Origin of the sequence: Variovorax sp. LjRoot130 (assembly GCF_964253755.1) — a bacterium.
Lineage (GTDB): Bacteria > Pseudomonadota > Gammaproteobacteria > Burkholderiales > Burkholderiaceae_C > Variovorax.
Window position 1 is genome coordinate 3,598,318 of record NZ_CAXURM020000001.1, and the last position, 25,843, is coordinate 3,624,160.

Here is a 25,843-nt window from a genome sequence, read left to right on the forward strand (position 1 = left end):
AGTGGTGGGGCGCTCAGCCGATGCCCCGCACCGACCCCGTCAGCGACCGCGCGCATTGCAGCAGCGTCGGGCCGAGCTTGCGCACGGCGTCATCCATCGTCCAGCGGCTCGTGGGCGCCACCACATGCACGGCCGCCACGGGCCGGCCGTTGCTGCCCAGCACGGGCGCCGCCACGGTCATGTCGCCGAGGAAGAGCTCCTCGCTGTTGGTGGCGAAACCCTGCAGCCTCGCCTGGCGCAGCGCCTCCAGGATGTCCTCGACCGCGGTGCGTGTGTGGGCCGTGTGGGCCACGCGATCCGAGGCCTCGATCAGCGCCAGCGCCTCGCTCTCCGGAAGCGCGCTCAGGTAGGCACGTCCGGAGGCCGTGCAATACATCGGGATCCGACTGCCGATCGGCATGTGGACGGGCACGAACTGCGCGCTGACGAAGCGGGCGACGTAGACCATGTCGAGCCCGTCCGGCTCCGTGAGGTTGGAGGTTTCCGTGGTGACCTTGGTCAGCTCCGACAGGAAGGGGTTGGCCAGGTCGATCAGCGGATCGGCCGCCAGGTAGTTGAAGCCTATTTCCATCACGCGCGGCGTGAGCTGGTAGCGCCGCGTCTGGGGATGCTTGCGCACATAGCCCAGCCGCTCCAGCGTGAAGACCATGCGCTGCGCCGAACTCTTGTTGATGTCCGTGGCTGCGGCCACTTCCGCCAGCGTCATGGTGCGCCGCCGTGCACTGAAGGCGCGCAGGACGGCCAGCCCTTTTTCCAGCGACTGGTTGAAAAGCAGGCTGCTGCTGTCGTCGGGGGCGGATTTCAGTGGGGCGTCCATCGCAGAAGAGTATAGCGACCCCATTCGAAAGAATCGATTATCGATTCACTTGATTCGACTAGTGGTTTTCATCAATTGATATGAGGTTCTTAAGAATCGACTATTGGCACGCATGTTGCATCGCATGAAGGCCGGGCTGTTCCGGCCCGCCCATTTGCATCTTCCTCAAGGAGTCCACATGAATCCCTTCGTTCGCCGCTTTCATCGCTTTGCCGCGGGTCTGTTCGCTGCAGGTGTCGTTTCGCTCGCCTGCGCCCAGGGCGCCTCGCCGACCTACAACGTGGGCGCCACGGCCACCGGCGTGCCCTTCACCTTCCTGGACGTGAAGACCAACACCATCCAGGGGATGATGGTGGACACCGTCACCGCCGTCGGCAAGGCGGGCGGCTTCGGGGTCAACGTGCAGCAGACGGTGTTCTCGGCGCTCATTCCCTCGCTCACCTCGAACAAGATCGACATCGTCTCGGCGGCCATGCTGAAGACGGCCGCGCGCCAGCAGGTGGTGGACTTCAGCGATCCGGTCTATTCCTATGGCGAAGGCCTGATCGTCAAGAGCGAGGACACGCGGGCCTATACCTCGCTGGACGAGCTCAAGGGCGAGGTGGTCGGCGCGCAGGTCGGCACGGTCTTCATCGACATGCTCACCAAGAAGGGCATCTTCAAGGAGGTGCGCAGCTACGACTCGGTGGCCGACATGACGCGCGATCTCGCGCTGGGGCGCATCAAGGCGGGCCTGGGCGACCAGCCCATCATCGCCTACCAGCTGCGGCAGAACACCTTCACCGGCGTGAAGCTGGTGGACAGCTACAAGCCGGTCAACGTCGGCGACGTGTGCCTGGTGGTGCGCAAGGGCGACACCGAGACGCTGGCCCGGATCAACAAGGCCATCGCGGCGATCAAGGCTGACGGCACCTTGCAGAAGATCGTGCAGAAGTGGGGCATCTAGTGCCCGCGTCCTTCCTCCAGCACGCCCGCGACTTCCTCCCGATCCTGCTGCAGGGCGCGGTCGTCACGGTGCAGGTGACCGTCCTCTCCTTCCTGCTCAGCAGCGTGCTCGGCCTGGCGCTGGCGCTGATGAAACTGTCGCCGGTGCGCGCCCTGTCCTGGACGGGAACGGCGGTGATCAACCTGATCCGCGGCCTGCCGATCATCGTGCAGCTCTTCTACATCTACTTCGTGCTGCCCGAGTTCGGCGTGCAGCTCACGGCCTTCCAGGCCGGCGTGATCGGGCTGGGCATCGCCTACTCGGCCTACCAGGCCGAAAACTTCCGCGGCGGCATCGAGGCCGTCGACGCGGGCCAGCGCGAGGCCGCGCAGGCCATGGGCATGCGCTCCGCGATGATCATGCGCCGCGTGATCCTGCCGCAGGCCTTTCGCATCGCGCTGCCGCCCTACGGCAACACGCTGGTCATGATGCTCAAGGACTCCTCGCTGGTCTCCACCATCACCGTGGCCGAGATGACGCGCGCCGGCCAGCTGATCGCGTCCTCGACCTTCCAGAACATGACGGTCTACACGCTGGTCGCCCTGCTCTACCTGATCATGAGCCTGCCGCTGGTCTACGGCCTTCGCCGGCTGGAGCGCCGTCTCGGCGCCGGGAGGAAAGCATGATCCGCGTCACCGAACTGGAGAAGCGCTTCGGCCAGCACCGCGTGCTGCAGGGCGTCAGCCTGCACGTCGATGCCGGCGAGGTGGTGTGCCTGATCGGCCCCTCGGGCTCGGGCAAGTCCACGGTGCTTCGCTGCATCAACGGGCTGGAGTCGTACGAAGGCGGAGAGGTGCGCGCCTTCGGCGAACGCGTCGACCGCGGCAGCAAGAACATCCACCAATTGCGCAGCCGCATGGGCATGGTGTTCCAGCGCTTCAACCTGTTCCCGCACCGCACGGTGCTGCAGAACGTGATGGAAGGCCCGGTCTACGTGCTGCGCGAAAACCCCGCGCAGGCGCGCAACGAGGCGATGGCGCTCCTGGCCAAGGTCGGGCTGGCCGAGAAGGCGCAGGCCTACCCGGCCCAGCTCTCGGGCGGCCAGCAGCAGCGCGTGGCGATCGCCCGCGCGCTGGCGATGAAGCCCGAAGCCATGCTGTTCGACGAGCCCACCTCGGCGCTCGATCCGGAACTGGTCGGCGACGTGCTCGCCGTGATGCGCGCGCTCGCGGGCGAAGGCATGACCATGATCGTGGTCACGCACGAGATGGGCTTCGCGCGCGAGGTGGCGGACCGCGTCTGCTTCCTGCACAGCGGCAGCATCGTCGAGGAAGGCCCGGCGGCGCAGGTGCTGGGCGCGCCGCGGCAGCCGCGCACGCAGGACTTCCTGCGGCGCGTGCTGCACCCGTCGGCCGCACCCGCGGAGGTTTTGCAGTGACGGACAACCGGTTCGCATCGGGCCAACAGCTTCCTCCGTCGCTCTGGGCCGCCACCGCGCCAGCCGCGCCGCCGACGCCGCGGCTCACGGAATCGCACAAGACCGACGTGCTCGTCGTCGGCGGCGGCTTCACCGGCCTGTCGACGGCGCTGCACTTGGCCGAGGCCGGCGCGCAGGTTTGCGTGCTCGAAAGCCATGAGCCGGGCTGGGGCGCCTCCGGGCGCAACGGCGGGCAGGTCAACCCGACGCTCAAGCACGATCCCGACGACCTGGTGCGTCTGTATGGCGTCGAGCGCGCGGAGCCCTTGATCGACGCCGTGTCGCGATCGGCCGACCTCGTGTTCGAGCTGATCGCACGTCACGGCATCGACTGCCAGCCGGTGCGCAGCGGCTGGGTGCAGGCCGCGTACTCTGAGCGGGAGGTGGCCGGCCTGCACGCCCGTGCCGCGCAGTGGTCACGGCGCGGCGTGACAACGGAGCTGCTGGACCGCGCCGGCGTCGCCGCCCGCCTCGGCACCGAAGCCTTTGCCGGCGGCTGGCTCGACGGACGCGCCGGGGGCATCCAGCCGCTGGCCTATACGCGCGGCCTGGTGCGCGCCGCCCAAAGTCTGGGCGCGGCGGTGCACGGCGAAACGCAGGTGACGGGGCTCGAGCGCCGCGGCGCGCTCTGGCATGCGAGCACGTCGACGGGCGCCACCGTCACAGCCGACCAGGTGGTGCTGGCGACCAACGGCTACACGGGCCCGCTGTGGCCCGGCCTCGCGCGCACCATCCTGGCCGCGAACAGCTTCATCGTCGCCACGCAGCCGATCGAAGGTGCTGCCGCCGACAAGATCCTCCCGCGCGGCGAAACGGCATCGACCTCGCAGCGCCTGCTGCTTTACTTCCGCAAGGATGCGCAGGGGCGGCTCCTGATGGGCGGGCGCGGCCACTTCGCCGATCCGCGCGGGCCGCAGGATTTCGCGCACCTGGAGCGCTCGCTCGAGCTGCTCTTTCCCCAGCTGGGGCCGCTGCGCTACGAGTACCGCTGGGCCGGCCGCATCGCGGTCACGCGCGACTTCATGCCGCACGTGCACACGCCGGCGCCGGGCGTCACGATGGCGCTCGGCTACAGCGGGCGCGGCATTGCGCTGGCGACCAGCATGGGCCGGCATCTGGCCGCGCGCCTGACCGGCGACAGCAGCAGCTTCCCCTACCCGGTGACGCCGATGCAGGCCATACCGCTGCACGGCCTCCAGCGCTTCTACGTGGCGGCAGGCGTCGCCTGGTACAGCCTGCTGGACCGGCTCTCCTAGGGCGCGTGCGCCGCCGCGAGGCAGGCCTGGAAGGCCAGCACCGCGCGCGAAGGCTTGGGCGAGCGCCGCAGCACGCTGACGAAGCGGCAGCTGTAGTTGAAACGCGCCGGCAGTACGGCCTTCATGAGGCCGCGCTGCTCGAAGGCCTGCGCATAGTGATCGGGCAGGAAGCCGAGAAAGCGCCCCGAGAGAATCAAGGTCGCGATCGCCTCCTGGTCGAAGCCGGTGGCCTTGCGCGTGAGCTTCGCGCGATGGCTGAGCTGCATGTTGGGCGAGTGGTAGCCGAGCCCGGCGAAGTGATGCTCGCGCAGCCGCGTCCAGTTCAGCTTCGCGTGGCTGCTGTCGAAGAGCGGATGCCCCGCGCCGCAGTACAGCAGCATGGTCTCGTCGAACAGATCCGCGTAGACCAGGCTCTTCGACGTACGGTGCGCCGGAATGATGCCGATCTGGAACTTGCCCTCCAGCACGCCCTGCTCGATGGCGTTGATGGACCCCACGTGCACGCTCAGGCTCACCTCGGGCGCGAGCTGCGTGAAGCGGGCGATGGCCTCGCTGATGCGCGCCTGCGGGTTGCTCGCCGTCTTGTCGAACAGCGCCACCTCGAGTTGCCCGCCCATGCGGTTGTGGATGTCGTCGATGCTGCCGCGGAAGGCGTCGACCGAGGCCAAGAGGCGCAGGGTCTCGTCGTAGACGCGCTGGCCCTCGGCGGTGAGCGAGAAGCCGGCCCGCCCGCGCCGGCACAGCACCAGGCCGAGCCGGGTTTCGAGATCCTTCACATGCCGGCTCACGGTGGAGGTGCCGATGTTGAGCTCCAGCTCGGCGGCCGCCATGCCGCCGCACTCGACCACGCTCTTGAACACCTTGAGCAGGCGCAGGTCCATGTCGCTCAGCTGGCCGAGCACGGCGCGATTCCTGGCGGCGCTTTCGCGCGGCGGTTTTACTTGCATGGATCGTCAAGTGAAGATTGATATTGCGCCATTCTCCACACTGAAGGCCGTGCGAACAATCGACGCATTCCCATCACCTCCGGAAGCGCCCATGAGCACCGCATCGACCGCCCTCGAACCGAACCCTGCCCTGCGCACCGACGCCGCCTGGCTCGACGCGCACTGGATGCCCTATACCGGCAACCGCAACTTCAAGGCCGACCCGCGCATGATCGTGGAGGCCAAGGGCGCCTATTTCACCGACGGCGACGGCCGCAAGATCTTCGACGGCCTCTCGGGCCTGTGGTGTTCGGGCCTGGGCCACGGCCGCCCCGAGATCACCGAGGCCGTGAGCCGCCAGATCGCCAAGCTCGACTACGCGCCGGCCTTCCAGCATGGCCACCCGCTCTCCTTCGAACTCGCCAACAAGCTCAAGGAACTCACGCCCGCCGGGCTCGACTACGTGTTCTTCACCGGCTCGGGTTCCGAGGCCGCGGACACCTCGCTCAAGATGGCGCGCGCCTACTGGCGCACCAAGGGCCTCGCCGGCAAGACGCGGCTGATCGGCCGCGAGAAGGGCTACCACGGCGTCAACTTCGGCGGCATCTCGGTCGGCGGCATCGGTGCCAACCGCAAGCTCTTCGGCCAGGGCGTGGAGGCGGATCATCTGCCGCACACGCAGCTCGCATCCAACGCCTTCTCGCGCGGCATGCCCGAACACGGCGCCGAACTGGCCGAGCGCCTGCTCGATCTGATCGCGCTGCACGATGCATCGAACATCGCGGCCGTGATCGTCGAGCCCTTCGCGGGCTCGGCCGGCGTGGTGATCCCGCCGCGCGGCTACCTGCAGCGGCTGCGCGAGATCTGCACCGCCCACAACATCCTCTTGATCTTCGACGAGGTCATCACCGGCTTCGGCCGCTGCGGCGCGCTCACCGGCGCGGATGCCTTCGGCGTGGTGCCGGACATCATGAACGTGGCCAAGCAGGTCACCAACGGCGCACAGCCACTGGGCGCGGTGATTGCGAGCAAGGAGATCTACGACACCTTCATGGCGGCCGGCGGCCCCGACTACATGCTCGAGTTCCCGCACGGCTACACCTACTCGGCGCATCCGGTCGCCTGCGCCGCCGGCATCGCCGCGCTCGACGTTCTGCAGAAGGAAGACATGCCCGGCCGCGCGAAGGCGCTGGCGCCGCATTTCGAGAACGCCGTGCACAGCCTCAAGGGCAGCAAGCACGTGGCCGACATCCGCAACTTCGGGCTGGCTGCCGGCCTCACGATCGCCCCCCTGCCCGGCGAGCCGGGACGCCGCCCCTACGAGATCGCGATGAACTGCTGGAAGAAGGGCTTCTACGTGCGCTACGGCGGCGACACCATCCAGCTCGCGCCGCCCTTCATCGCCGAGAAGGCCGAGATCGACCGCCTCGTCAATGCGCTGGGCGACGCGCTCGCGGAGACCGCCTGATCCGGTCGCGCGCTTCGCTCAAGGCAGCACCACAGTGCTTTGAGCCCGCGCGATTCTCCGGTCCGCGTCGCGCTGCAACAGGAAGCGCTGGGCCACCAGGCTGTTGGCCGCGCCGGTCACCGCGGTCACGAAGCCGGCCTGGTTGCCATAGAGCGATTCGATCGATGGCCGCGTGTCGCCGGCCGCGATGCGCGCCGTTTCGGTCTTGTGGAAGGGAATGAAGCTGCCCGACAGGTTCACCAGATCGACGATGCCCGGCGTGGCCACGTAGTTGAACTCGACGCTGGTGCCCAGCGGCGCCTGCACGTCGACGTTGCGGATGCCGGCCTTGGTGAGGCCGGTGCCCGGATCGACCTGCGGTACCAGGATCGCGTAGTCCTTGCCCATGTATGAGGGTGGAACCACCGTCGGGATGCCGGACTCGTCCTGCGGCCTGTACTGCGGGCCGTAGTCGAGCAGCGGAAAGCCGTTGTAGCGCGCCAGATAGTTGAAGGCCGGAATCGCCGTCGGCGCGCCGCCGCCCGCGAGCGGCCAGGTGGCGCCCGCGATGGTCGGGAACACCAGCTGGTCGGGCCGCACCAGCGTGCCGTCGGCGAGCTTCGGCACCTGGCTCGCGGGCGGGGCGAGATTCTTGACGACCCAATCCTCCAAGTCGATGAACAAGGCGCGGAAGGTATCGGCGTGGTCCGTCATCGACCCGATCGGATACACCGCCGAGGTCGGACTGAAATTGATTCCGCTCGCCAGGCTTCCCGTGCCGCTGCCGTGCTGCGTGCTCGCGTAGTAGTAGATGCGCGCATTCGCTGGTTGGACGAGGTCCGAGGCACCCAGGGCATCGGTCAACACCGGCGAGCCTTGCAATTGCCAGAACTCCGTGCCCGACAGGCCGAGGAAGAATTTCGGACAGGTGGCGGTCTCGGTGCAGCGCTTCATCACGCCGCCCGTGCGGCCCGAGATCGCGTCGGCGTAGTCGGCCGCCAGTGCGCGCGGCGCGGTCTGGCCGAAGGCACGGTGATCGGTGCGCAAGCCTCCGCCGCCGCCCGGCACCGCGAAACGCGTGTTGATGTTGGTCTGGCGCGCCGCGACATGGGCGTAGATGCCCTCGAAGACCTGCCCGCCGTCGAGCCGCTGATTGAAACCCAGGTGCAGGAAGGTCTTCATCGCATTGCCCGATTGCGAGGTGCCCTGCCCGATCGCATGGCGGATCTTGCCGGCGATCGGATTCGGGGTGCCGGCCAAATCGGCTTGCTGGCTCCTGAAGAAGGCGATCGTGTCGCGCAGCGCCGCGAGGCCGACACCCATCACCTTGGGATCCTTCGCGACGTACTGGAGCTCGTAAAGCGTGTTCGGCTGAAAGCCGCCCTTCAGACAGATGCGCGCGGGATCCGCCGTGCCCGGGAACGGGTTGTCCGTGGCGTTGCAGCTCGCGAACTTCCAGTCCGCGGCGGGGATCGCAATGCGCGGGTCGGTCTCGTTCACGCGGCGCGTCAGCAGATAGCCGGGCTGCGTGTTGTCGAGGCTCGCGGGCGCATACGCAATCATCGTGCCGTTGAAGACGCCGCCCGGCAGGCTGAGCGAAGGCGCGGCGGCCGAGGTCAGCAGCTCGGTGGCGTACGGCCCCGTGATCGACGAACCGTCCTTGTTCTTCGCGACCGGCACCGTGACCGTCAAGCGCTGCGGCGAGCTCTTCGGAACGTCGCCTTGCCAGGCCGAGAACATCCACACGTAGCCACGCTCGAAGAACACCGCATCGCTGGGATTCGCCGCGAGATTCGGCATCGTCAGGATGTTGCCGCGGTTCGGCGCGTCGTAGCGCAGCACGCCGCTGGCCTTGCTCATGTCCTTCGGCTTGAGCATCACGAAATCGGCGCTGTACTCGACCATGCCGCGCGCATTGACCGGCGCGAGATCGAGGTCCTGGATCACGGCATTCTTCGGGTCCTTCGGATCGACTTCGCCGCTGATCGTGCCGGTCAGCTGTTCGTAGGCGCCGACGCTGCCGAAGCTGCCCGGCATGTCGGTGGTGGCGCTGATCGTCAGCTTCATCTGCGCCGCCGCGGGTGCGGACGCAGGGGGCGCAACGATGCCGCCACCACCACCACCACCGCCGCCGCCACCGCAGGCCAGCGTCATCAGTGCCGCAAGCGCGGCTGCGCACAGGACGCGGCAGCGTCCATTGATTCTCATCTGCATTTTTGTCTCCTCGGCTGCCTCTTCGGACAGCGACGCTTACTCGGCCTCGATGCCCGCCGCCTTGACGATGCGCCCCCACTTCTGCGATTCGCCGTGCTGGAACTTCGCGAGCTCCTCGGGCGAGGTGGTGAACACTTCGGTACCGCTCGGCTCGTAGAACGCGGTCTTCGCAGCCTCGCTCTTCGCCGCCTTGACCAGCAGTTCGTTGAGCCGCTTGACCACCGCCGGCGGCGTCTTCGCGGGCGCATAGGCCGCGAACCAGTAGCCCATCTCGTAGCCCTTGACGCCGGCTTCCGCGATGGTCGGCACCTCCGGTGCCAGCGGCGAGCGCTGGGCGCCCGAGACGCCGAGCGCGCGCAGCTTGCCGGCCTTGACCTGCGGCAGGCCGGTCGCGGTGTCGGTGATCATCATGTCGATCTGGCCGCCCAAGAGGTCGGTCACCGCGAGCGGGTTGCTCTTGTAGGGCACATGCAGCAGCTTGATGCCGGCCAACTGCTGCAGCAGTTCGCCGGCCATGCGGCTCGAGGAGCTGCCGCTGCCGAAGCTCAGCTTGCCGGGCTCCTTCTTCGCGAGCGCGACGAACTCGGCCACCGTCTTGGCCGGCGAGTTCGGATTCACCACCATGATCTGGCCGCCCTTGCCCAAAGCGGCGATCGGGCTGAAGTCCTTCACCGGGTCGTAGGGCAGCTTCTTGAACAGGTGCTCGTTGGCGGCGTGCGTGGTGTTGGTGGTGATCAGCACCGTGTAGCCGTCGGGCGGCGCTTTCGCAACCTGCTGCGAGGCGATGAAGCCGCTGGCGCCGGCCTTGTTGTCGATCACCACCGGTTGCTTGGTTTCCGCCGTCACGCCATTGCCGAGCGCACGCGCGATCTGGTCGGTCGCGCTGCCTGCGGCAAAAGGCACGACGAAGCTGATGGGCTTGTCGGGGTAGGTCTGCGCCGCTGCGGCGCCGGCGCCCAGCAGCGCGGCGAAGGCCAGCGCGAGGGGTCGAATGCGAATCATGGTGATGTCTCCTGGATGAATGAATAAGCGAAGCGAAAGATCAGGCATCGGCCGGGCCGATCAGCAGATGCGCCAGCGAGGCAGGCACCTCGATGGGCATGTCCAGCAACAGGAAGGACAGCGCCTTGCCGTGCGCATCGAGGTTCAGCGCATCGTTGACGCCGCCGTCCAGCACATCGTCGAGCACGAAGTTCATCGCGTGCAGCTTCGGCAGCAGGAAGCGCTGCACGCGGCTCGGTTGCCGGTGGCCGAACTGCGCGGCCACGGCCTCGGGCGTGAGCTGTGCTACCAGCAAGGGATAGAGCTCCGGATGCCAGGCGATCACGCTGATGTTGGAGCGGTTGCCCTTGTCGCCGGTGCGGCCGTGGGCGGCGCGGAAGAGCGCGACCTTGTGCACCTGTGTCATGCCGCCTCCACGATCTCGAAGCGCACCGGCACCTGCTCCCGCGGCAACAGGCAGGAGCGCGTGTTGAGCCGCGGCGTGAGCGCCGTGCGCACGCCGCCGCCGCCGGCCGGGCCGCAGGTGTAGAGCGCCATCACCTCGCGCGTGAGCCGCTCGGCCTCGCCGCGCTCCTCGTGCGTCGCGGCCACGCGCAGCCGCACGTCGCGCGCGCCGCTCTCGGGCATCGCGTCCAGCATGCGGCCGGCGTCGTCCGCGAAGATGCTGATCGCGCCGATCAGGTCGACCCGCAGCGCGAGGCCCGCGAGCCGCTTGCGCAGGATGTCGGCGGCCAGCCGTGCCCGCGCCTCGGCACGCGCGCCGGCGTAGGAGATCTCGCCTTCGGCCAGCCAGCCGCCTTCGTAGCAGACGTTGACCTTGTAGTCGGCGGGCCGCGCATGGCCGCGCACGCCGGAGAGCGCGACGCGCTCGGGCCCGACGGCGCTCACCTCGGCGTCGCCGATGTCGGCCACCACGTCGGGCGTCAGGTAGGCAGCCGGGTCGTGCACCTCGTACAGCAGCTGCTCCTTGACCGTGGCCTCGCTGAGCAGGCCGCCCGTGGCATCGGCCTTGCCGATGATGCAGAGGCCGTCTGCGTCGATCTCGGCGATCGGAAAACCGATCGCCTCCAGGCCCGGCACCTCCTTGTAGCCCGGATCGGCAAAGTAGCCGCCGCAGACCTGCGCGCCGCATTCGAGCAGATGGCCGGCCATGGTGGCGCGTGCGAGCCGGTCCCAGTCGTCGGAACGCCAGCCGAAGTGCGACATGGCCGGCCCCACCGTCAGCGACGGATCGGCAACGCGCCCGCACACCACGATCTGCGCGCCGGCATCGAGCGCGGCGGCGATCGGCTCGGCGCCGATGTAGGCGTTGGCGCTGACCAGGCGCATCCGGTCCATCTCGGCACCCAGCTGTTCGCGCAGCAGCGCGCGCTGCGCGGGCGCCGACAGATCGTCGCCTTCCACCACCGCAATGCGCGGCGCGGCAACGCCGAGCTCGCGCGCCATGCGCGCGATGTGGCGGGCGGCGGCGCGCGGGTTCGCAGCACCGAAGTTGCTGACGATGCGGATGCCGTGCGCCAGGCAGCGTGCGAGCACCGGACGCAGCATCGCGTCGAGCAGCGGCTCGTAGCCCGCTTCGGGATCGGCGCGCCGGCGCAGCTGCGCCAGCGCGAGCGTCCGCTCGGCCAGGGTTTCGAAGATCAGGAAAGCGCGCTGCTCCGAGGGGCCGTGCTGCAGGCGCGCGATCAGCGTGTCCACCACCGGTCCGGCGGCATCGGTGCGGTCGCCCGAAAAGCCGGCCGCACAGCCGACCAGCAAGGGGGAAGCGGGCAAGTTGCTCATGTCTCCGATCTCGTCATGCGGTGAATGTAGGTTTTAGGGCCTCATCCGTACAATCGAAAGTTTGGATGAATTCATTCACTATTCGAATCAATGGCATCCGCCGACCTTTCCACCCGCCAGCTGCGCGCCTTTCTCGCGCTGGCCGATCTGCGCCACTTCACGCGGGCTGCAGAGGCCTGCCATCTCTCCCAGCCGGCCTTCAGCACCTTGGTCCGCGCGCTCGAGGAATCGGTGGGCACGCGCCTGTTCGACCGCAACACGCGCAGCGTGCAGCTCACGCCCGAGGGCCGGCTGTTCGAACCTTCTGCGCGCCGCCTGCTCGCCGACATGGGCCGTGCGCTCGCCGACCTGGGCGACCACGTGGAGCGGCGCAAGGGGCGCGTGCATGTCGCGGCGCTGCCCTCGCTCGCGGCCGGCTGGCTGCCGGCGCTGTTCGCGGAGTTCCGCCAGACCTGGCCGGGAATCGAGCTCGCATTGAGCGATCAGCTGTCCGATGCCTGCATCGACCTGGTGCGCGGCGGCCAGGCCGATTTCGCGCTGGCGTCGGGCAGCACGCGCGTCGCGGATGCGGCCGAGCTGCGCATGCGCGTGCTGTGCACCGATCGCTTTCACCTCGTGTGCCGAGCCGACCACCCGCTGGCTTCCGAGCCGCGGCTCACGCTGCGCAAGCTGGCGCCCTGGCCCTTCATCCACATGACGCGCAACAGCAGCGTGCGGCAGGCGCTCGAAGCCGCGCTGCATCCGCTGGCCATGAACACCGTGCTCGAGGTCGAGCAGCTCGCCACCGTGATGGGCATGGTCGAGGCCGGGCTCGGCATCAGCGTCGTCCCGACGCTCACGCTCTACCAGTTCCGGCGCGAGACGATCGCCACCCGGCCGCTTCCGATGCCCCAGCTCACGCGCCGGATCTACCTCGTGCAACGCCGCGAGGGCAGCTTGTCCGCGGCGGCACGGGCGCTGCACGACATGGTGGTGGCGCGACTGGGGTCGCTGTCGGTCTAGCAAGGCGATCTCTTTCTACAACCGCCTACGCAAATGCCAGGCAGAAGGCGCTAGGTTTGGTTCATGGACCCCTGGCAACCGAACTTCAGCTGGATCACCGAGCTGCTCGCCGTCGGCGGCAGCTTCCCCTACGACTGCGCGGAGCGGCTCGCGCGCGAGCATCGCATCCAGGCCGTGATCGACCTGCGCGGCGAAGCGATCCCCGATCCGCACGTGCTGCGCCGGCACGGCATCGCGCTGCTGCACCTGCCCACCGAGGACATGTGCGGCGTACGGATGGCAGATGTCGAGCACGGCATCCGCTTCGCGAACGAGTTTCTCGACGCGGGGCAGCGCGTGCTCGTCCATTGCGAGTACGGCATCGGCCGCTCCGCCACGCTGGCGCTGTGCCTGCTGGTGCACCGCGGCCATGCGCCGCTCGAGGCGCTCGAACTGATGAAGAGGCAGCGCCCCGTGGTGGCGCCCTCGCCGCCGCAGTTCGCATGCTGGTCGGCGTGGCTCGACGACTATCGCTTCTCCCGCGACGACGTCGACTGGCGCTTGCCGAGCTTCGACGATTTCAAGACCCTGGCCTACGGCCATCGGCCTCGCTGACAGGCAAAAAAAGGCCCGCACGAAGCGGGCCGAATGATTGCAGTCAGCAATCCCCCAGAGAACCTGGGTCGCAGTGTCGCCGCAAACGGCCCGGGTACCGCGTGAAGGATTCGGCAAAAAATACGGGCATCGATGGCGGCGGGCCGGATCGCGCGCGCACCTGAGAATTTTTCCTCGCTCAGGCGATCCTCAAGGCAGGCGCCGCACGGCTTTTCTGCGCGCCGTCCAGCGCAGCGGCCAGGCTCTCCCGGTACGTGCGGATGCTCTCGTCCTTGATGTGGCCGTAACCGCGGATCTTTTCCGCCAGGCCGGCAATGCGCGCCGCCTCGGCCAGCCGATCGGGACCCAAGCCCTCGAGCAGGCGCTCCACCAGCTGGCGGTACTCGGCGATCAGCTGCCGCTCCTGCCTGCGTTCCGCCGTGTAGCCGAAGGCATCGAAAGGCGTGCCGCGCAGCCAGCGCAGCGCACCGAGTCCCTTGAACATCGCCAGCATCCACTGCCCGTAGGCGCGCTTCATCGGCAGGCCCTGCGCATTCCGCTTCGCGAACCAGGTCGGCGCGAGATTGAACTGGAGCCGGAAATCGCCTTCGAACTGCGCGCGCAGCTCGGCCAGGAACTCCGGGCGCGTGTACAGGCGCGCCACCTCGTACTCGTCCTTGTAGGCCATGAGCTTGAAGAGGTTGCGGGCCACGGCTTCCGTCAAGCGCAGCCGCCGGCCCTCCGGCACGACCGCGCGCTCGCCAGCCTCGACGCGCCGCACGAAATCCAGGTAGCGCTTCGCGTACGACAGGCTCTGGTAGTCCTCGAGAAAACGCACGCGGGTCTCGATGATCTTCTCGAGGCCTTGCGGCCGCGTCAGCTGCACCACCGTGCCCTCGCGGCCCGACAGCTTGGCCTTCCAGGCCGGATCGTGCGCGGCCAGGCGCCCGGCGGCAAAGGCCTTCTTGTTGGCCTCGACCGCGACACCGTTGAGCTCGATGGCCCGCGTCAGCGCATCGAGCCCGACCGGCACACCGCCCCGTTGCCAGGCAAAGCCGAGCAGCAGCATGTTGGCGCCGATCGCGTCGCCCAGCAGGGCCTTGGCAGCGTCGTGCGCATCGATGGCCTGGACCTGGGCCTCGCCGGCGGCGGCCCGGAACTTCTGCAACAGCGCATCGTGGCGGAAAGGCAGGTCCGGCGAACGCGTGAACTCCGCCAAGGTCTGCAAGTGCGAGTTGACGACGAGCTGCGTGCCGCCCTCCTTCACCGTGCCCAGCACGTCGGGCAACGCACCCACCACCATGTCGGCCACGATCAGCGTGCGTGCGCGCTGCGGCTGCACGCGCACCGCATGCAGGAGCGAAGGCCGGCCGGCGATGCGGATGTGGCTCACGACCGAGCCGCCCTTCTGCGCCAGCGCGGTGAAGTCCAGCACCGACGCGCCCTTGCCTTCCAGGTGCGCCGCCATCGCGACCAGCGCGCCGATGGTGATCACGCCCGTGCCGCCGACGCCCGCGACCAGCATGTCGAAGGGCCTGTCGACCTTCGGCAGCGCGGGCAGCGGCAGCGCCCCGGCCAGCGCATGCAGATCCGGCGCGGGCGACAGGGCCGTGCTGCTCTTGCGCACCTCGCCGCCCAGCACGGTCACGAAGCTCGGGCAGAAGCCTTCGGCGCAGGAATAGTCCTTGTTGCAGCTCGATTGCTCGATCTGCCGCTTGCGCCCGAACTCGGTTTCGAGCGGCGCGACCGAGAAGCAGTTGGATTGCACGCCGCAATCGCCGCAGCCCTCGCACACGGCGGCGTTGATGAACATGCGCTTGGCCGGATCGGGGTAGCTCTTCTTCTTGCGCCGGCGCCGCTTCTCCGCCGCGCAGGTCTGGTCGTAGACCAGCACCGTGACGCCGGCGATCTCGCGCAGCTCGCGCTGGACCGCGTCCATGTCGCGCCGGTGGTGCACCTGCACCCCTTCTTCCAGCCGCACGCCGCGGTAGACCTCCGGGTCATCGGTGACCACCACGACCCGCTTCGCGCCTTCGCTCGCGACCTGCGTGCAGATCTGCGCGACGGAGATGCTGCCGTCGACCGGCTGGCCGCCGGTCATCGCGACCGCGTCGTTGAACAGGATCTTGTAGGTGATGTTCGCGCCGCTCGCGATCGCCTGGCGCAGCGCCAGGTAGCCCGAGTGGAAATACGTGCCCTCGCCCATGTTCTGGAAGATGTGCGGCATCGCGGTGAAGGGCGCATGGCCCAGCCAGTCGGCGCCCTCGCCACCCATCTGCGTCAAGCCGCCGGTGCTGCGGTCCATCCAGCTCGCCATGTAGTGGCAGCCCACGCCGGCGAGGGCCTTGCTTCCTTCCGGCACCTTGGTCGACGAGCTGTGCGGGCAGCCCGAGCAGAAGTAAGGCAGCCGGCGCATGCCGTCCGACTCGTTCGACAGCAAGGCGGGCTTCGCGAACAGGCCGGCGTCGATGCGCTCGGCGAGCGGGTCTCCGATCGATCCGAGCCAGGCGCACAAGGCCGAGGCGATCGATGCGGGGCCCAGCTGGCCCACCCACGTCAGTAGCGGCCCGCCGGCCAGATCGTGCTTGCCGCAGACCGTGGGCCGCTGTTGCTGGTTGAACACCAGCTCCTTCAGCTGCTGCTCGACCACCGAGGCCTTCTCCTCGATGACCAGCACATGGCGCAGGCCGGCGCAGAAGTCCTGCGCGCGCTGCGATTCGAGCGGGAAGCAGAGGCCCGGTTTGTAGATGCGCAGGCCAATGCACTGCAATTCGGCTTCGTCGATGCCGCAACGCTGCAGCACTTCCATCAGGTCATGGAAGGACTTGCCGACCACCATGATGCCCGCCGTCGCCTCCGGCGCAGCGACCACCAGGCGATCGATGGAGTTCAGCCGCGCGAAGGCCTTCAGCGCCTCCAGCCTCGCGGCCAGGCGCACTTCGATGGCGAGCGTCAGGAAGTCGTCGCTGCGGTAGGCCCGCGCTTCGGCGGCGCCGGGCGCCTCATCGGGCGCGGTGAACTCGGGCAACGGCGCCACCTCGATCGAACGCCCGCTCTCCACCGTTTCGGAGATGGCCTTGAATGCGACCCAGAGGCCGGCGTGCCGCGATGCGGCCCAGCCCCACAGCCCGAAGGCGTCGTACTCGTCGAGCGAGGCCGGATGGACGATCGGCATGCCCCAGCCCATCAGCGAGAGCTCGCTCGCATTCGGGATCGAGGACGAGACCGCCGCATGATCGTCGCCCACCACCACCAGCACGCCGCCCTGGCGCGTCGTGCCCGCGGCATTGCCGTGGCGCAGCGCATCGCCGGCCCGATCCAGTCCGGGGCCCTTGCCGTACCACATGCCGAAGACGCCGTCGAAGCTGCGCTCTGCATCAGCGCCCACCTGCTGGGTGCCCATCAGCGCCGTGGCGGCCAGGTCCTCGTTGATGGCGGGCAGGAAGCGGATGTCGTGCGCCTCGAGATCGGCCTCCGCGCGCCAGAGTTCGACGTCCACGCCGGCGAGCGGCGAGCCGCGGTAGCCGCTCACGAAACCTGCCGTCTTCAGGCCGTGCACTTCGTCCCATTTGCGCTGCAGGAGCAAGAGCCGCACCAGCGCCTGCGTGCCGGTCAGGAACACGCGTCCCTGAAGCGCGCTGCGGTTGTCGGCGAGCCGGTAGCTCGTTGCCGGAACCGGCTCGGGGTCGCGTTTCATGTCGTCGTTCATCGTGCGCAAAAACAAATAGTAGTCTTGCCGCGCGTCACCGGCATGGCTTCGCCCAGGAGCCGTTTTTTTTTGACTTGACATTCGCGACAAAGGCCCGAATTGACCGGATATCGCAAGCTGGCCCATCGGCCGCTACGATGTCCGTTCTGCCCGTGTCCCTCGAAGCCTTCCACCCCGCCGTCAGCGGCTGGTTCAGCCGCAGCTTCGCTGCGCCCACCGAGGCGCAGGCGGCGGCGTGGCCCGCGATCCGTGCGGGCCGCCATACGCTGGTCGCCGCGCCGACCGGATCGGGCAAGACCCTGACGGCCTTCCTCGCCGCGCTGGATGGACTGGTGCGCCAGGGCTTGAAGCCCGAGGGGCTCGCCGACGAAACCACGGTGGTCTACGTCTCGCCGCTGAAGGCGCTGTCCAACGACATCCACCTGAACCTGGAAGTGCCGCTGGCGGGCATCCGCGCCGAACTGGCCGCGCTGGGCCTGCCGGACGTCGACATCCGCAGCGCCGTGCGCACCGGCGATACGGCGCCCAGGGATCGCCAGCAGAACCTGCGCAAGCCGCCGCACATCCTGGTCACCACGCCGGAGTCGCTGTACGTGCTGCTCGGTTCGGCATCGGGCCGCAAGATGCTGTCGACCGTGCGCACGGCGATCGTCGACGAGATCCATGCGATCGCGGCCAGCAAGCGCGGCAGCCATCTGTCGCTGTCGCTCGAAAGGCTGCAATCGCTCTGCGAGAAGCCTCTGACGCGCATCGGTCTCTCCGCCACGCAGAAGCCCATCGACGAGGTCGCGCGCTTCCTGGTGGGTGCGGGCGCAGTCACCGATGGCGTTGCGGATTTCGAGATCGTCGACATCGGCTATGCCAAGGAACGCGATCTCGCGCTCGAGCTGCCGCCCGTGCCGCTCGGCGCGGTGATGTCGAACGAGCAGTGGGAGCAGGTCTATTCGCGCGTCGCCGAACTCGTGCACCTGCATCGCACCACGCTGGTCTTCGTCAACACCCGGCGCATGGCCGAACGTGCGGCGCGGCATCTGGGCGAGCGCCTCGGGAAGGAAGCGGTGGCGGCCCATCACGGCAGCCTCGCGAAGGAGGCGCGCCTCGACGCGGAGCAACGCCTCAAGCGCGGCGAACTGAAAGTGCTCGTGGCCACCGCCTCGCTGGAACTGGGCCTGGACATCGGCGATGTCGACCTGGTGTGCCAGCTGGGTTCGCCCCGATCGATCGCCACCTTCCTGCAGCGCGCCGGCCGCTCGGGCCATGCGGTGGGCGGCACGCCCAAGGCGCGCCTGTTCCCGCAGTCGCGCGACGAGCTGGTCGAATGCGCGGCCTTGCTCGATTGCATCCGCCGCGGCGAGCTCGATGCCTTGCACGTGCTGCCCGCGCCCCTCGATGTGCTGGCGCAGCAGATCGTGGCCGAGACCGCCAGCCGCGAATGGGACGAAGACGAGCTGTTCGCCCTGCTGCGCCGCGCCTGGCCCTATGCGCAGTTGAAGCGCGAGGACTACGCCGCCGTGGTGCGCATGCTGTCCGAAGGCTTCACCACCCGCAACGGACCGCGCGCCGGCTATGTGCACCGTGACGCGGTCCATCACCGCTTGCGCGAACGCAAGGGCGCGCGCCTGACCGCCCTCACCTCGGGCGGCACCATTCCCGAGACCGGCGACTACAGCGTGGTGCTCGAACCGCAGGCCCACAAGATCGGCACCGTGAACGAAGACTTCGCGGTCGAGAGCCTGGCCGGCGACGTGTTCCAGCTCGGCAACACCAGCTACCGCATCCTGCGCATCGAGCCGGGCCGCGTGCGCGTGGAAGATGCGCATGGTGCGGCGCCCAACATCCCGTTCTGGCTCGGCGAGGCGCCGGGCCGCAGCGACGAGCTCTCCTTCGGCGTCTCGCGGCTGCGCGACGAGGTCGGACAGCACGTCGCCACGCAAGGCGCCGAGGCCGCGGTGCGCCGGCTGGCGCGCGGCGTGGGACTGCACGACGAAGCCGCACGCCAGATCGTCGACCACCTCGCGCGCACCGTGGCAGCGCTGGGCGCGGTGCCGACGCAGGACCGGATCGTGATCGAGCGCTTCTTCGACGAATCGGGCGGCATGCAGCTGGTGATCCATTCGCCGTATGGAAGCCGTCTCAACCGCGCGTGGGGCCTGGCCCTGCGCAAGCGCTTCTGCCGCAAGTTCAATTTCGAGCTGCAGGCCGCGGCCACCGAGGATGCGATCGTGCTCTCGCTGTCCACCAGCCACAGCTTTGCGCTGCCGGAGGTGGCCCGCTACCTGCACTCGGCCACGGCGCTGGACGTGCTGGTGCAGGCGCTGCTGGACGCGCCGCTGTTCGGTGTGCGCTGGCGCTGGAATGCAACCACCGCACTCGCCCTGCCGCGCTTCATCGGCGGCCGCAAGGTGGCGCCGCAGCTGCAGCGCATGAAGTCCGAAGACCTGCTGGCGTCCGTGTTCCCGGACCAGGTCGCCTGCGCCGAGAACCTCGCGGGCGAACGCGAGATCCCCGAGCACCCGCTGGTCGCGCAGACCCTGGACGACTGCCTGCACGAGGCCATGGACGCCGAGGGCTGGCTGCGCCTGCTGCGTCGCATCGAAGCGGGCGAAGTGAGCGTGCTCGCGTGCGATCTTCCCGCGCCCTCGCCGCTCGCCGCGGAAGTGCTGAACGCACGGCCCTATGCCTTTCTCGACGATGCGCCGCTGGAAGAGCGCCGCACCCAGGCCGTGCAGAGCCGCCGCTACACCGATCCGGAGAGCGCGGACGACATGGGCCGGCTGGACCCGGAGGCGATCGGCAGCGTGCGCGAGGAAGCCTGGCCCGGCCCGCGCAACCCCGACGAGATGCATGAAGCGCTCAGCGGGCTCGGCGTGGTCAACGACGAGGACGTGGCCCGCAATGCGAACTGGAAAACATGGCTCGAGGCGCTCGCCGGCGCCGGCCGCGCGACGCGCCTGTCGCCTGGCCTGTGGGTCGCGGCCGAGCGCCTGGCGCTGACCCAGGCGCTCTATCCCGGCGCCGCCATGCAGCCGCTCATCGAGGCCCCTGCCGAATATGCGCAGACCTCCGGGAGCCGCGACGAGCTGCTGCGCGAGCTGCTGCAGTCGCGCCTCGGCGGGCTGGGCCCGGTCTCGGCGGACGAACTGGCGCAGCAGCTCCGGTTGCCGCTCTCAGACATCGAAGCCGCACTGCTGGGATTGCAAAGCGAAGGCCAAGTGCTGCAGGGGCGATTCACGCCCGAGGCCGACGCCCAGGAGTGGTGCGAAAGGCATCTGCTCGCACGCATCCACCGCTACACCCTCAAGCGCCTGCGGCGCGAGATCGAACCCGTGGAGCCGCGCGACTTCGCACGCTTTCTCTTCGAATGGCAGCACGTCGGCGCGGCCGCGCGTGTCAGCGGCCCGGAGGCCCTGGCCGGCGTGCTGACCCTATTGGAAGGCTACGAGGCGCCGGCCGCGCTGTGGGAGGCCGAACTGCTGCCGGCGCGCGTCAACGACTATGCCAGCGCCTGGCTCGACGACCTGTGCACCGCGGGGCGCGTGCTGTGGACGCGGCTGCGGCCGCCCGCCAACGATGGCCGCGCGGCAGGGGGTGCCGGCCAGTCGCTGCGCGCCACGCCGATCCTGCTGCTGCCGCGGCGCAGCGCAGCGCTCTGGAACGGACTCGCGCCGGCACCGGTCGACGACGCGGGACTGGGTTCGCGCGCGCAGCGCGTGGCTGCCTGGCTCGCGGCCAACGGCGCGTCATTCTTCGACGAGATCGCCGAGGGCGCACGCCTGCTGGGCACCGAGGTCGAAGACGCGCTCAGCGAACTGGTCGCGCGCGGCCGCGTGCGCTGCGACAGTTATGCGGGCCTGCGCGCATTGCTGGTTCCGGCCTCGAAGCGCGCGCCGACGCACGCGCAGCAGCAGCGCCGGCGCCGCGCCGCGCTCTTCGGCATCGAGGACGCGGGCCGCTGGCTGCTGACGCGGCAGCCGGGCTCCGCGACGACCGAAGAGCCGCCACGCGCCCTCGCGCCCGAATCCATCGAACAGGTCGCGCGCGTGCTGCTGCGCCGCTATGGCGTGGTGTGCTGGAGCATGCTCGAGCGCGAGGCCGCCTGGTTGCCGCCATGGCGCGACCTGGTGCGCAGCTACCGCCGGCTCGAAGCCCGCGGCGAGATCCGCGGCGGCCGCTTCATCGCGGGCCTGTCCGGCGAGCAGTTCGCGCTGCCCGAGGCCATCGGGCTCATGCGCCAGATGCGGCGCCGGCCGGCCGACGAAAGCCTGGTCTGCCTGTCGGCTTCGGATCCCGCCAACCTGCTCGGAACGGTCATTCCGGGCACCAAGATTCCGCGGGTCGCAGGCTCGCGTGTGCTGTACCGGGATGGCATCCCTATCGCGACCAGCGTCGCGGGCCAGGTCGAGATGCTTGCGCCCCTGAGCGCCGCGCAGCAGGACGCGGCGCGCAAGACGCTCTCGCTGGACCCCGCGCTGCATTGGGTGCATCGAACAACGGAGATCGCCGAGGAGCTTCGCCGCTGAACGCCGGCGTCGGCGAGCGCATCGCTGCTTCAGCTCTTGTCGGAGAGCCCGATCGAGGGCAGATCGAGTTCGACCCAGGCCGGCGCGTGATCGCTGGCACCAGCCCGGCCACGCACCTCGCGATCCACGTTCGCATCGATCAGCAAGGGCGCGAGCTCCGCATTGAGCAGCAGGTGGTCGATGCGCAGGCCCGCGTTGCGCGGCCAGCGGTTGCGCCAGTAGTCCCAGTAGGTGTAGATCGCCTCGTTCGGATGGCGCGCGCGGATCGCGTCGGTCCAGCCCTGCTTCAAGAGGCGCGCGAAGGCGGCACGAGCCTCCGGCTGCAGCAGCGCATCGTCGCGCCACGAGGCGGGGTTGTAGATGTCGGCATCGGTAGGCACCACGTTGAAGTCCCCGGCCAGCACCGCCGGCAGCCCGCAGGCGTAGAGCTTGCGCGCATGCGCTTCGAGCCGTCCGAACCATTCGAGCTTGTAGTCGAACTTGGGGCCGGGCTGGGGATTGCCGTTGGGCAAATACAGGCAGCCGACGACCACGCCGCCGACCACGGCTTCGAGGTAGCGGCTCTGGCTGTCTTCGCTGTTGCCGTCCAGGCCGCGGCCGGTTTCGATCGGCTCCCGGCCGCGCGCGAGGATGGCCACGCCGTTCCACGAACGCTGGCCATGAAACACAACGCCGTAGCCCGCTGCGCGAATCGCGGCCGCTGGAAAATTCTCGTCGGGCGACTTGAGCTCCTGCAGGCAGGCCACGTCCGGCCTCGACTCGGCCAGCCATTCCAGCAGGCGCGGGAGACGGCCGTTGACACCGTTGACGTTGAAGGTCGCGATCTTCATGGCGCAGGCATGGAAGGAAGAATGACGTCGGCATCATGACGTGCAAGCCGTCATCGGCCGCGTCGGAGAACATGCTCTGCTTTTCCATGTGTTGCGCCCTGTATCGCCATACACCAGAGGCGGTCATCTGATCGCGGCGCGTTCCTACAGTCCGCCCCTCGGCGCAGGACGATGCTCCCGATCCCAACGTCCCGAGAGATCGCAGATGGCCCCCCCAACCGCATGCTCGCCCAATGCTTGCAGCTTGCGGGTGCTGGTGGTCGAAGACGATCCCGATGTGCTGGAAGCCGCGCTCGAGGCCCTGGAACTCCTGGGCCACTGGGCGACCGGCGTCCGCAGCGCCGAGGGTGCGCTCACCCGCTTCCTCGAAGGCGCGTTCGACGTGCTGATGGTCGACGTCGGCCTGCCGGCCTTGTCCGGGCTGGAACTGGCCGGCAAGTTGCAGTCTCGTTGCAAGCTGCCGGTCATTTTTGCCACGGGCAGAAAGGCGCCGGACGGGCCTCTGCACAGCGCCGTCTGGCTGTGCAAGCCCTTCAGCCTCGAGCAACTGCGCGACGCACTGCGCCAGGCGTCCCAGCTCGTCGAGCTGAAGCTCGTCGACAACCCGCTCGCGCCTGCACCACGGGTCGCGGCAAGCGGCGCCTAGAAGCGGCGCTGCGAAGCACTCAAGCCGGCGGGCAGCGGTCGTAGACCAGGGCCAGATAGTCCGCGTGCTTTCGAAGGCTCTCGAGCTGCTGCACCGTGTTGCCGCGGATCGGGTCCTTCGGGTCGAACCTCACGTCGCCGTCGGGCAACAGAATGAAATGCGTTCGGCCGGACAAGCGGCCGCTGCGGTCGTCGGCATGCACGTAGCCGCAGCCCGTGCCCGTGCTCTTGTTGTAGGTCACGCCGGAGAACACGGCGAAGCGGGGTTCCGGCAGCCTGGTTTTCACCTGTGATTGGACCTGCCAGATCGGCCAATAGAACCACCACCCGCCGACGCAAGCGGCAAAGACCGAGATGCTGGCCAGAATGCAGACAATGACTCTCATGGCTTGTCCTTGTCGGGTTGCACGAACTGCATCGCGAAACGACCCAGAGGGGTCAGTTCCGTCACGGTGGCCGTGCCCGCCCGTCCCGGCGGCGCCGAGAACGTGACCTTGACCCAGCCCCCGTCCTTCAGGATGCGCAGGCTCTCGATGTCCTCTGCGGCAGTGAAGACCATCGGCAGAGGACCCTTGGCCACGCGCTGGAGCACGCTATAGGACATGTGCTGCCAGGCAGGCACGGCGAAGAGACCGACCGTGGTTTGTCTCGGAGCGTATGTCCATGTAGCCAATTGTAATTACATGTAGTACTTACAGGTTAACTTCTTTCGTGATCCATTTCACGAGTTCGCGAATCCGGCAAAAGCATGAAGTAGTGCCGAATGCGACGCGCAAGGCCCCACCCCTGCCATGGAAAGGGTCCGGCGCTTTGTGTAGTCTTTCGTGGAGCAGGAGATAACCATCGAAATGGCCCGAGCGCCATGAAATGGAGGCAGCCATGCAGGATTCGGTGACGCCCATCGACGCATCCTTCGAGCGATGGACGCAACTCTCGGACGCCTACGAGCAGCACCTGCTGCACATGAAGCAGGGTGATGAAAGCGCGCGCGCAGAAGCGATACGGCTCGCACGCGAACTGGATGCGCTGACCCGACTGCTCGGACGCAAACTCCCCGCGAACCAGTCACCCGACAAGCGCTGAGGCCTTCTTCGTCCTTCCGCGCAGCCTTCTCTGGGTCCAATTGCCCGATCCGGATCGGGGTGCCGCGTCCGGATTGTTGCCGGAACGAAAACACCGCAATTCCATTTGGCAGGGTTTCTACCTAGATTTCGGGCGCAAACTTCATCCCCACAGAGCAGCCATTCACTGTTCTGGATGAACAGGGCACCGAGCGAGGTGGCCGCCCCCGAAGGGACGGCGCCCCACCCAAGACCGGTTCGAAATCATCATCCAAACCATTGAAGGAAATTGAAATGAAGACCTCGAAGATCTTTGCCGCCGCCGCTCTCTCGCTTCTTGCTGCCGCTGGCGCCCAAGCCGAAACCTATGAAGGCGTGCATTCGCTGGTGTCGGCCAACAGCCGTGGCGACGTGAGGGCCCAAGCGGTGGCTGCCGCACGCAGCGAGAACCCGTACGCCGAAGGCGTCTCGTCCCGCGTCGCGCCGGCGCTGACCGCCTCGAGCGACCGTGCCGGCGTGCGAGCCGAAGCCGTCGCCGCCGCCCGCAGCGCCAACCCGTACGCGGAAGGCTATGCGCAAGGCGTGGCGCCGGTGCTCGCCAGCACGGTTGACCGTGCCACCGTGCGCGCCGAAGCCCGCGCCGCAGCGCGCGGCATCGACCAGCTTGCGCTGTAATCGGCTGCACTCGAGACGACAAACCGGGCCGCGAGCCCGGTTTTTTCGTGCGGCGTTGGCCGCAGGCCACTCGGCCTCGCTGAAAGAATGCCGGCGGCCCGGGAGCGCGGCACAATCTCGTCAGCATGACGCAGCAATTGCCCCACCCCGATGACCTGAGCGATGCGGAGCTCGCTGAACACGCCCATGCCTGGCGACGCCTGGCATTGCGCGGAGACCGCAGCGCGCGAGCGCCCGCGCACGCTTACGAGACTGCCTTGCGCGAACGCGTGCGCGCCTCGATGGCAGCCGAGCTGATGGCCAGCGCTGCGGCGCCCGAACCGAAACGCCCGTGGTGGCGCCGATGGTGGCCCTCGATGAGCGAGCACGTCACGTCCTGAACGGACGGCGCTTCCTCCTTCTTCAGCGGCCGCCGAGCTGCCCGAAGGAGGTGCGAAGCCCCACATAGTCGGTCGGCCCGCTGCTCTCGGGTGGATGACCGGTCGCCGACAGCCAGGCCGCGATGCTGGGCAGGCGCTTGTCGAAATAGAGCTGCAGGTGGGACCAGTTGCCGCCCTCCGTATGGGGCGCGGTCATTTCGAGCGCCTCGACCGCGATCGCGCGCAAGCTGCTCACCATCGCCAGCGAGCGCCCGTCGAGCAATTGCAGCGTCACCTCGCGACCCTGCGCCAGGATTTCATCGAGGATGCGGCGATTCACCGTGTAGTCGGGCCAGCTGCGCTTGCCGCAGGCGTCGTTCAGCTCCCTGAAGACCCAGTGCATGTTGGTGGCGAAGATCGCCGCCACCTGCCCGGCCTGCCGCAGGCTCTGCTTCGAGGCCAGGGCCTGCAGCCGCAGCGCCCACAGGATCGCGGCAAGAACGCCCAGTGTCTGGACCCATGCCGCCCATTCGGTCGAGGTCGCAGGACGGTTGAACCAGCCGACGACCACCAGTGCGACAGTGAGCGCGGCGACCGCCGCTCCGAATTTCCGCATGCTTTCC

The 25,843-nt window shown here is 68.5% G+C and carries 23 protein-coding genes; 12 read left to right on the forward strand and 11 right to left on the reverse strand.

Annotated features, from left to right (window positions below; genetic code table 11):
- Positions 1-13: 13 nt before the first annotated feature.
- Entirely contained in the window at positions 14-817 is an 804-nt protein-coding gene (locus ACSQ86_RS17845; protein WP_436309346.1) for an IclR family transcriptional regulator, read from the reverse strand.
- A 178-nt stretch (positions 818-995) separates the two neighbouring features.
- Here ACSQ86_RS17845 and ACSQ86_RS17850 point away from each other — a divergent pair, with 178 nt between their 5' ends.
- From ACSQ86_RS17850 to ACSQ86_RS17865, 4 genes are read left to right on the forward strand one after another with little or no spacing between them, the layout of a single operon-like run.
- Positions 996-1,763 carry an ABC transporter substrate-binding protein gene (locus ACSQ86_RS17850; RefSeq protein WP_436304564.1) on the forward strand — a complete coding sequence of 256 codons (768 nt, stop codon included), beginning with the start codon at positions 996-998 and terminating at the stop codon, positions 1,761-1,763.
- The gene (gene ehuD, locus ACSQ86_RS17855) at positions 1,763-2,428 is read left to right on the forward strand and encodes an ectoine/hydroxyectoine ABC transporter permease subunit EhuD (protein ID WP_244503894.1); all 666 of its coding nucleotides are present in this window, start codon (positions 1,763-1,765) and stop codon (positions 2,426-2,428) included. The genes ACSQ86_RS17850 and ehuD overlap by 1 nt, the downstream gene beginning before the upstream one ends.
- The gene (locus ACSQ86_RS17860; RefSeq protein WP_093108212.1) at positions 2,425-3,180 is read left to right on the forward strand and encodes an amino acid ABC transporter ATP-binding protein; all 756 of its coding nucleotides are present in this window, start codon (positions 2,425-2,427) and stop codon (positions 3,178-3,180) included. Before ehuD ends, ACSQ86_RS17860 begins: the two co-directional genes overlap by 4 nt.
- Complete coding sequence (locus ACSQ86_RS17865; protein ID WP_436309347.1) at positions 3,177-4,475, forward strand: NAD(P)/FAD-dependent oxidoreductase; 1,299 nt, start codon at positions 3,177-3,179, stop codon at positions 4,473-4,475. The genes ACSQ86_RS17860 and ACSQ86_RS17865 overlap by 4 nt, the downstream gene beginning before the upstream one ends.
- On the opposite strand, the gene ACSQ86_RS17870 is transcribed toward ACSQ86_RS17865, so the two are convergent.
- Positions 4,472-5,422 (reverse strand): LysR family transcriptional regulator, encoded by a 951-nt coding sequence (locus tag ACSQ86_RS17870; RefSeq protein WP_436309348.1) that lies wholly within the window; start codon positions 5,420-5,422, stop codon positions 4,472-4,474. The genes ACSQ86_RS17865 and ACSQ86_RS17870 overlap by 4 nt on opposite strands.
- Positions 5,423-5,513: 91 nt before the next feature.
- On the opposite strand from ACSQ86_RS17870, the gene ACSQ86_RS17875 reads away from it, so the two are divergent.
- A complete protein-coding gene (locus ACSQ86_RS17875) occupies positions 5,514-6,869 on the forward strand; it encodes an aspartate aminotransferase family protein (protein ID WP_436309349.1) in 1,356 nt (451 codons plus the stop codon).
- An 18-nt stretch (positions 6,870-6,887) separates the two neighbouring features.
- On the opposite strand, the gene ACSQ86_RS17880 is transcribed toward ACSQ86_RS17875, so the two are convergent.
- The 4 genes from ACSQ86_RS17880 to ACSQ86_RS17895 are packed head-to-tail and all read right to left on the reverse strand — an operon-like array spanning position 6,888 to position 11,846.
- Positions 6,888-9,062, reverse strand: coding sequence for an alpha/beta hydrolase domain-containing protein (locus ACSQ86_RS17880; RefSeq protein ID WP_436309350.1), 2,175 nt, complete (start codon positions 9,060-9,062; stop codon positions 6,888-6,890).
- 36 nt (positions 9,063-9,098) lie between these two features.
- A complete protein-coding gene (locus tag ACSQ86_RS17885; protein WP_436309351.1) occupies positions 9,099-10,064 on the reverse strand; it encodes a Bug family tripartite tricarboxylate transporter substrate binding protein in 966 nt (321 codons plus the stop codon).
- Positions 10,065-10,104: 40 nt separating this feature from the next.
- A complete protein-coding gene (locus ACSQ86_RS17890; protein ID WP_436309352.1) occupies positions 10,105-10,470 on the reverse strand; it encodes an AtuA-related protein in 366 nt (121 codons plus the stop codon).
- Positions 10,467-11,846, reverse strand: a complete 1,380-nt coding sequence (locus ACSQ86_RS17895; RefSeq protein WP_436309353.1) for an acyclic terpene utilization AtuA family protein — start codon at positions 11,844-11,846, stop codon at positions 10,467-10,469. Before ACSQ86_RS17895 ends, ACSQ86_RS17890 begins: the two co-directional genes overlap by 4 nt.
- Before the next feature lie 90 nt (positions 11,847-11,936).
- Here ACSQ86_RS17895 and ACSQ86_RS17900 point away from each other — a divergent pair, with 90 nt between their 5' ends.
- Both ACSQ86_RS17900 and ACSQ86_RS17905 read left to right on the forward strand, forming a co-directional pair.
- Positions 11,937-12,848: a LysR family transcriptional regulator gene (locus ACSQ86_RS17900; protein WP_436304572.1), complete on the forward strand. Its 912-nt coding sequence runs from the start codon at positions 11,937-11,939 to the stop codon at positions 12,846-12,848.
- A 63-nt stretch (positions 12,849-12,911) separates the two neighbouring features.
- Entirely contained in the window at positions 12,912-13,442 is a 531-nt protein-coding gene (locus ACSQ86_RS17905) for a protein-tyrosine phosphatase family protein (RefSeq protein ID WP_436304573.1), read from the forward strand.
- A gap of 178 nt (positions 13,443-13,620) precedes the next feature.
- On the opposite strand, the gene ACSQ86_RS17910 is transcribed toward ACSQ86_RS17905, so the two are convergent.
- On the reverse strand, positions 13,621-17,118 hold the full coding sequence (locus ACSQ86_RS17910; RefSeq protein WP_436304574.1) for an indolepyruvate ferredoxin oxidoreductase family protein: 3,498 nt from the start codon (positions 17,116-17,118) through the stop codon (positions 13,621-13,623).
- Positions 17,119-17,267: 149 nt separating this feature from the next.
- Here ACSQ86_RS17910 and ACSQ86_RS17915 point away from each other — a divergent pair, with 149 nt between their 5' ends.
- The gene (locus ACSQ86_RS17915) at positions 17,268-21,650 is read left to right on the forward strand and encodes a DEAD/DEAH box helicase (protein ID WP_436309354.1); all 4,383 of its coding nucleotides are present in this window, start codon (positions 17,268-17,270) and stop codon (positions 21,648-21,650) included.
- A 29-nt stretch (positions 21,651-21,679) separates the two neighbouring features.
- Here the strand turns inward: ACSQ86_RS17915 and ACSQ86_RS17920 are convergent, their stop codons facing one another.
- Positions 21,680-22,480, reverse strand: coding sequence for an exodeoxyribonuclease III (locus tag ACSQ86_RS17920; RefSeq protein WP_436309355.1), 801 nt, complete (start codon positions 22,478-22,480; stop codon positions 21,680-21,682).
- Positions 22,481-22,730: 250 nt separating this feature from the next.
- Between ACSQ86_RS17920 and ACSQ86_RS17925 the strand changes: the two genes are divergently transcribed.
- Positions 22,731-23,126, forward strand: coding sequence for a response regulator (locus tag ACSQ86_RS17925; RefSeq protein ID WP_436306315.1), 396 nt, complete (start codon positions 22,731-22,733; stop codon positions 23,124-23,126).
- 19 nt (positions 23,127-23,145) lie between these two features.
- Here the strand turns inward: ACSQ86_RS17925 and ACSQ86_RS17930 are convergent, their stop codons facing one another.
- The gene (locus ACSQ86_RS17930) at positions 23,146-23,511 is read right to left on the reverse strand and encodes a hypothetical protein (protein WP_093108236.1); all 366 of its coding nucleotides are present in this window, start codon (positions 23,509-23,511) and stop codon (positions 23,146-23,148) included.
- The gene (locus tag ACSQ86_RS17935) at positions 23,508-23,729 is read right to left on the reverse strand and encodes a hypothetical protein (protein ID WP_093108238.1); all 222 of its coding nucleotides are present in this window, start codon (positions 23,727-23,729) and stop codon (positions 23,508-23,510) included. The genes ACSQ86_RS17930 and ACSQ86_RS17935 overlap by 4 nt, the downstream gene beginning before the upstream one ends.
- Positions 23,730-23,992: 263 nt before the next feature.
- Here ACSQ86_RS17935 and ACSQ86_RS17940 point away from each other — a divergent pair, with 263 nt between their 5' ends.
- From ACSQ86_RS17940 to ACSQ86_RS17950, 3 genes are all read left to right on the forward strand, one after another.
- The gene (locus ACSQ86_RS17940; RefSeq protein WP_436294503.1) at positions 23,993-24,208 is read left to right on the forward strand and encodes a hypothetical protein; all 216 of its coding nucleotides are present in this window, start codon (positions 23,993-23,995) and stop codon (positions 24,206-24,208) included.
- A 272-nt stretch (positions 24,209-24,480) separates the two neighbouring features.
- Positions 24,481-24,861, forward strand: a complete 381-nt coding sequence (locus ACSQ86_RS17945; protein WP_436304577.1) for a helicase SNF2 — start codon at positions 24,481-24,483, stop codon at positions 24,859-24,861.
- A 125-nt stretch (positions 24,862-24,986) separates the two neighbouring features.
- Positions 24,987-25,241, forward strand: a complete 255-nt coding sequence (locus ACSQ86_RS17950; RefSeq protein ID WP_436304578.1) for a hypothetical protein — start codon at positions 24,987-24,989, stop codon at positions 25,239-25,241.
- A gap of 22 nt (positions 25,242-25,263) precedes the next feature.
- Here the strand turns inward: ACSQ86_RS17950 and ACSQ86_RS17955 are convergent, their stop codons facing one another.
- Positions 25,264-25,836, reverse strand: a complete 573-nt coding sequence (locus tag ACSQ86_RS17955; RefSeq protein WP_436294506.1) for a hypothetical protein — start codon at positions 25,834-25,836, stop codon at positions 25,264-25,266.
- Positions 25,837-25,843 lie beyond the last annotated feature (7 nt).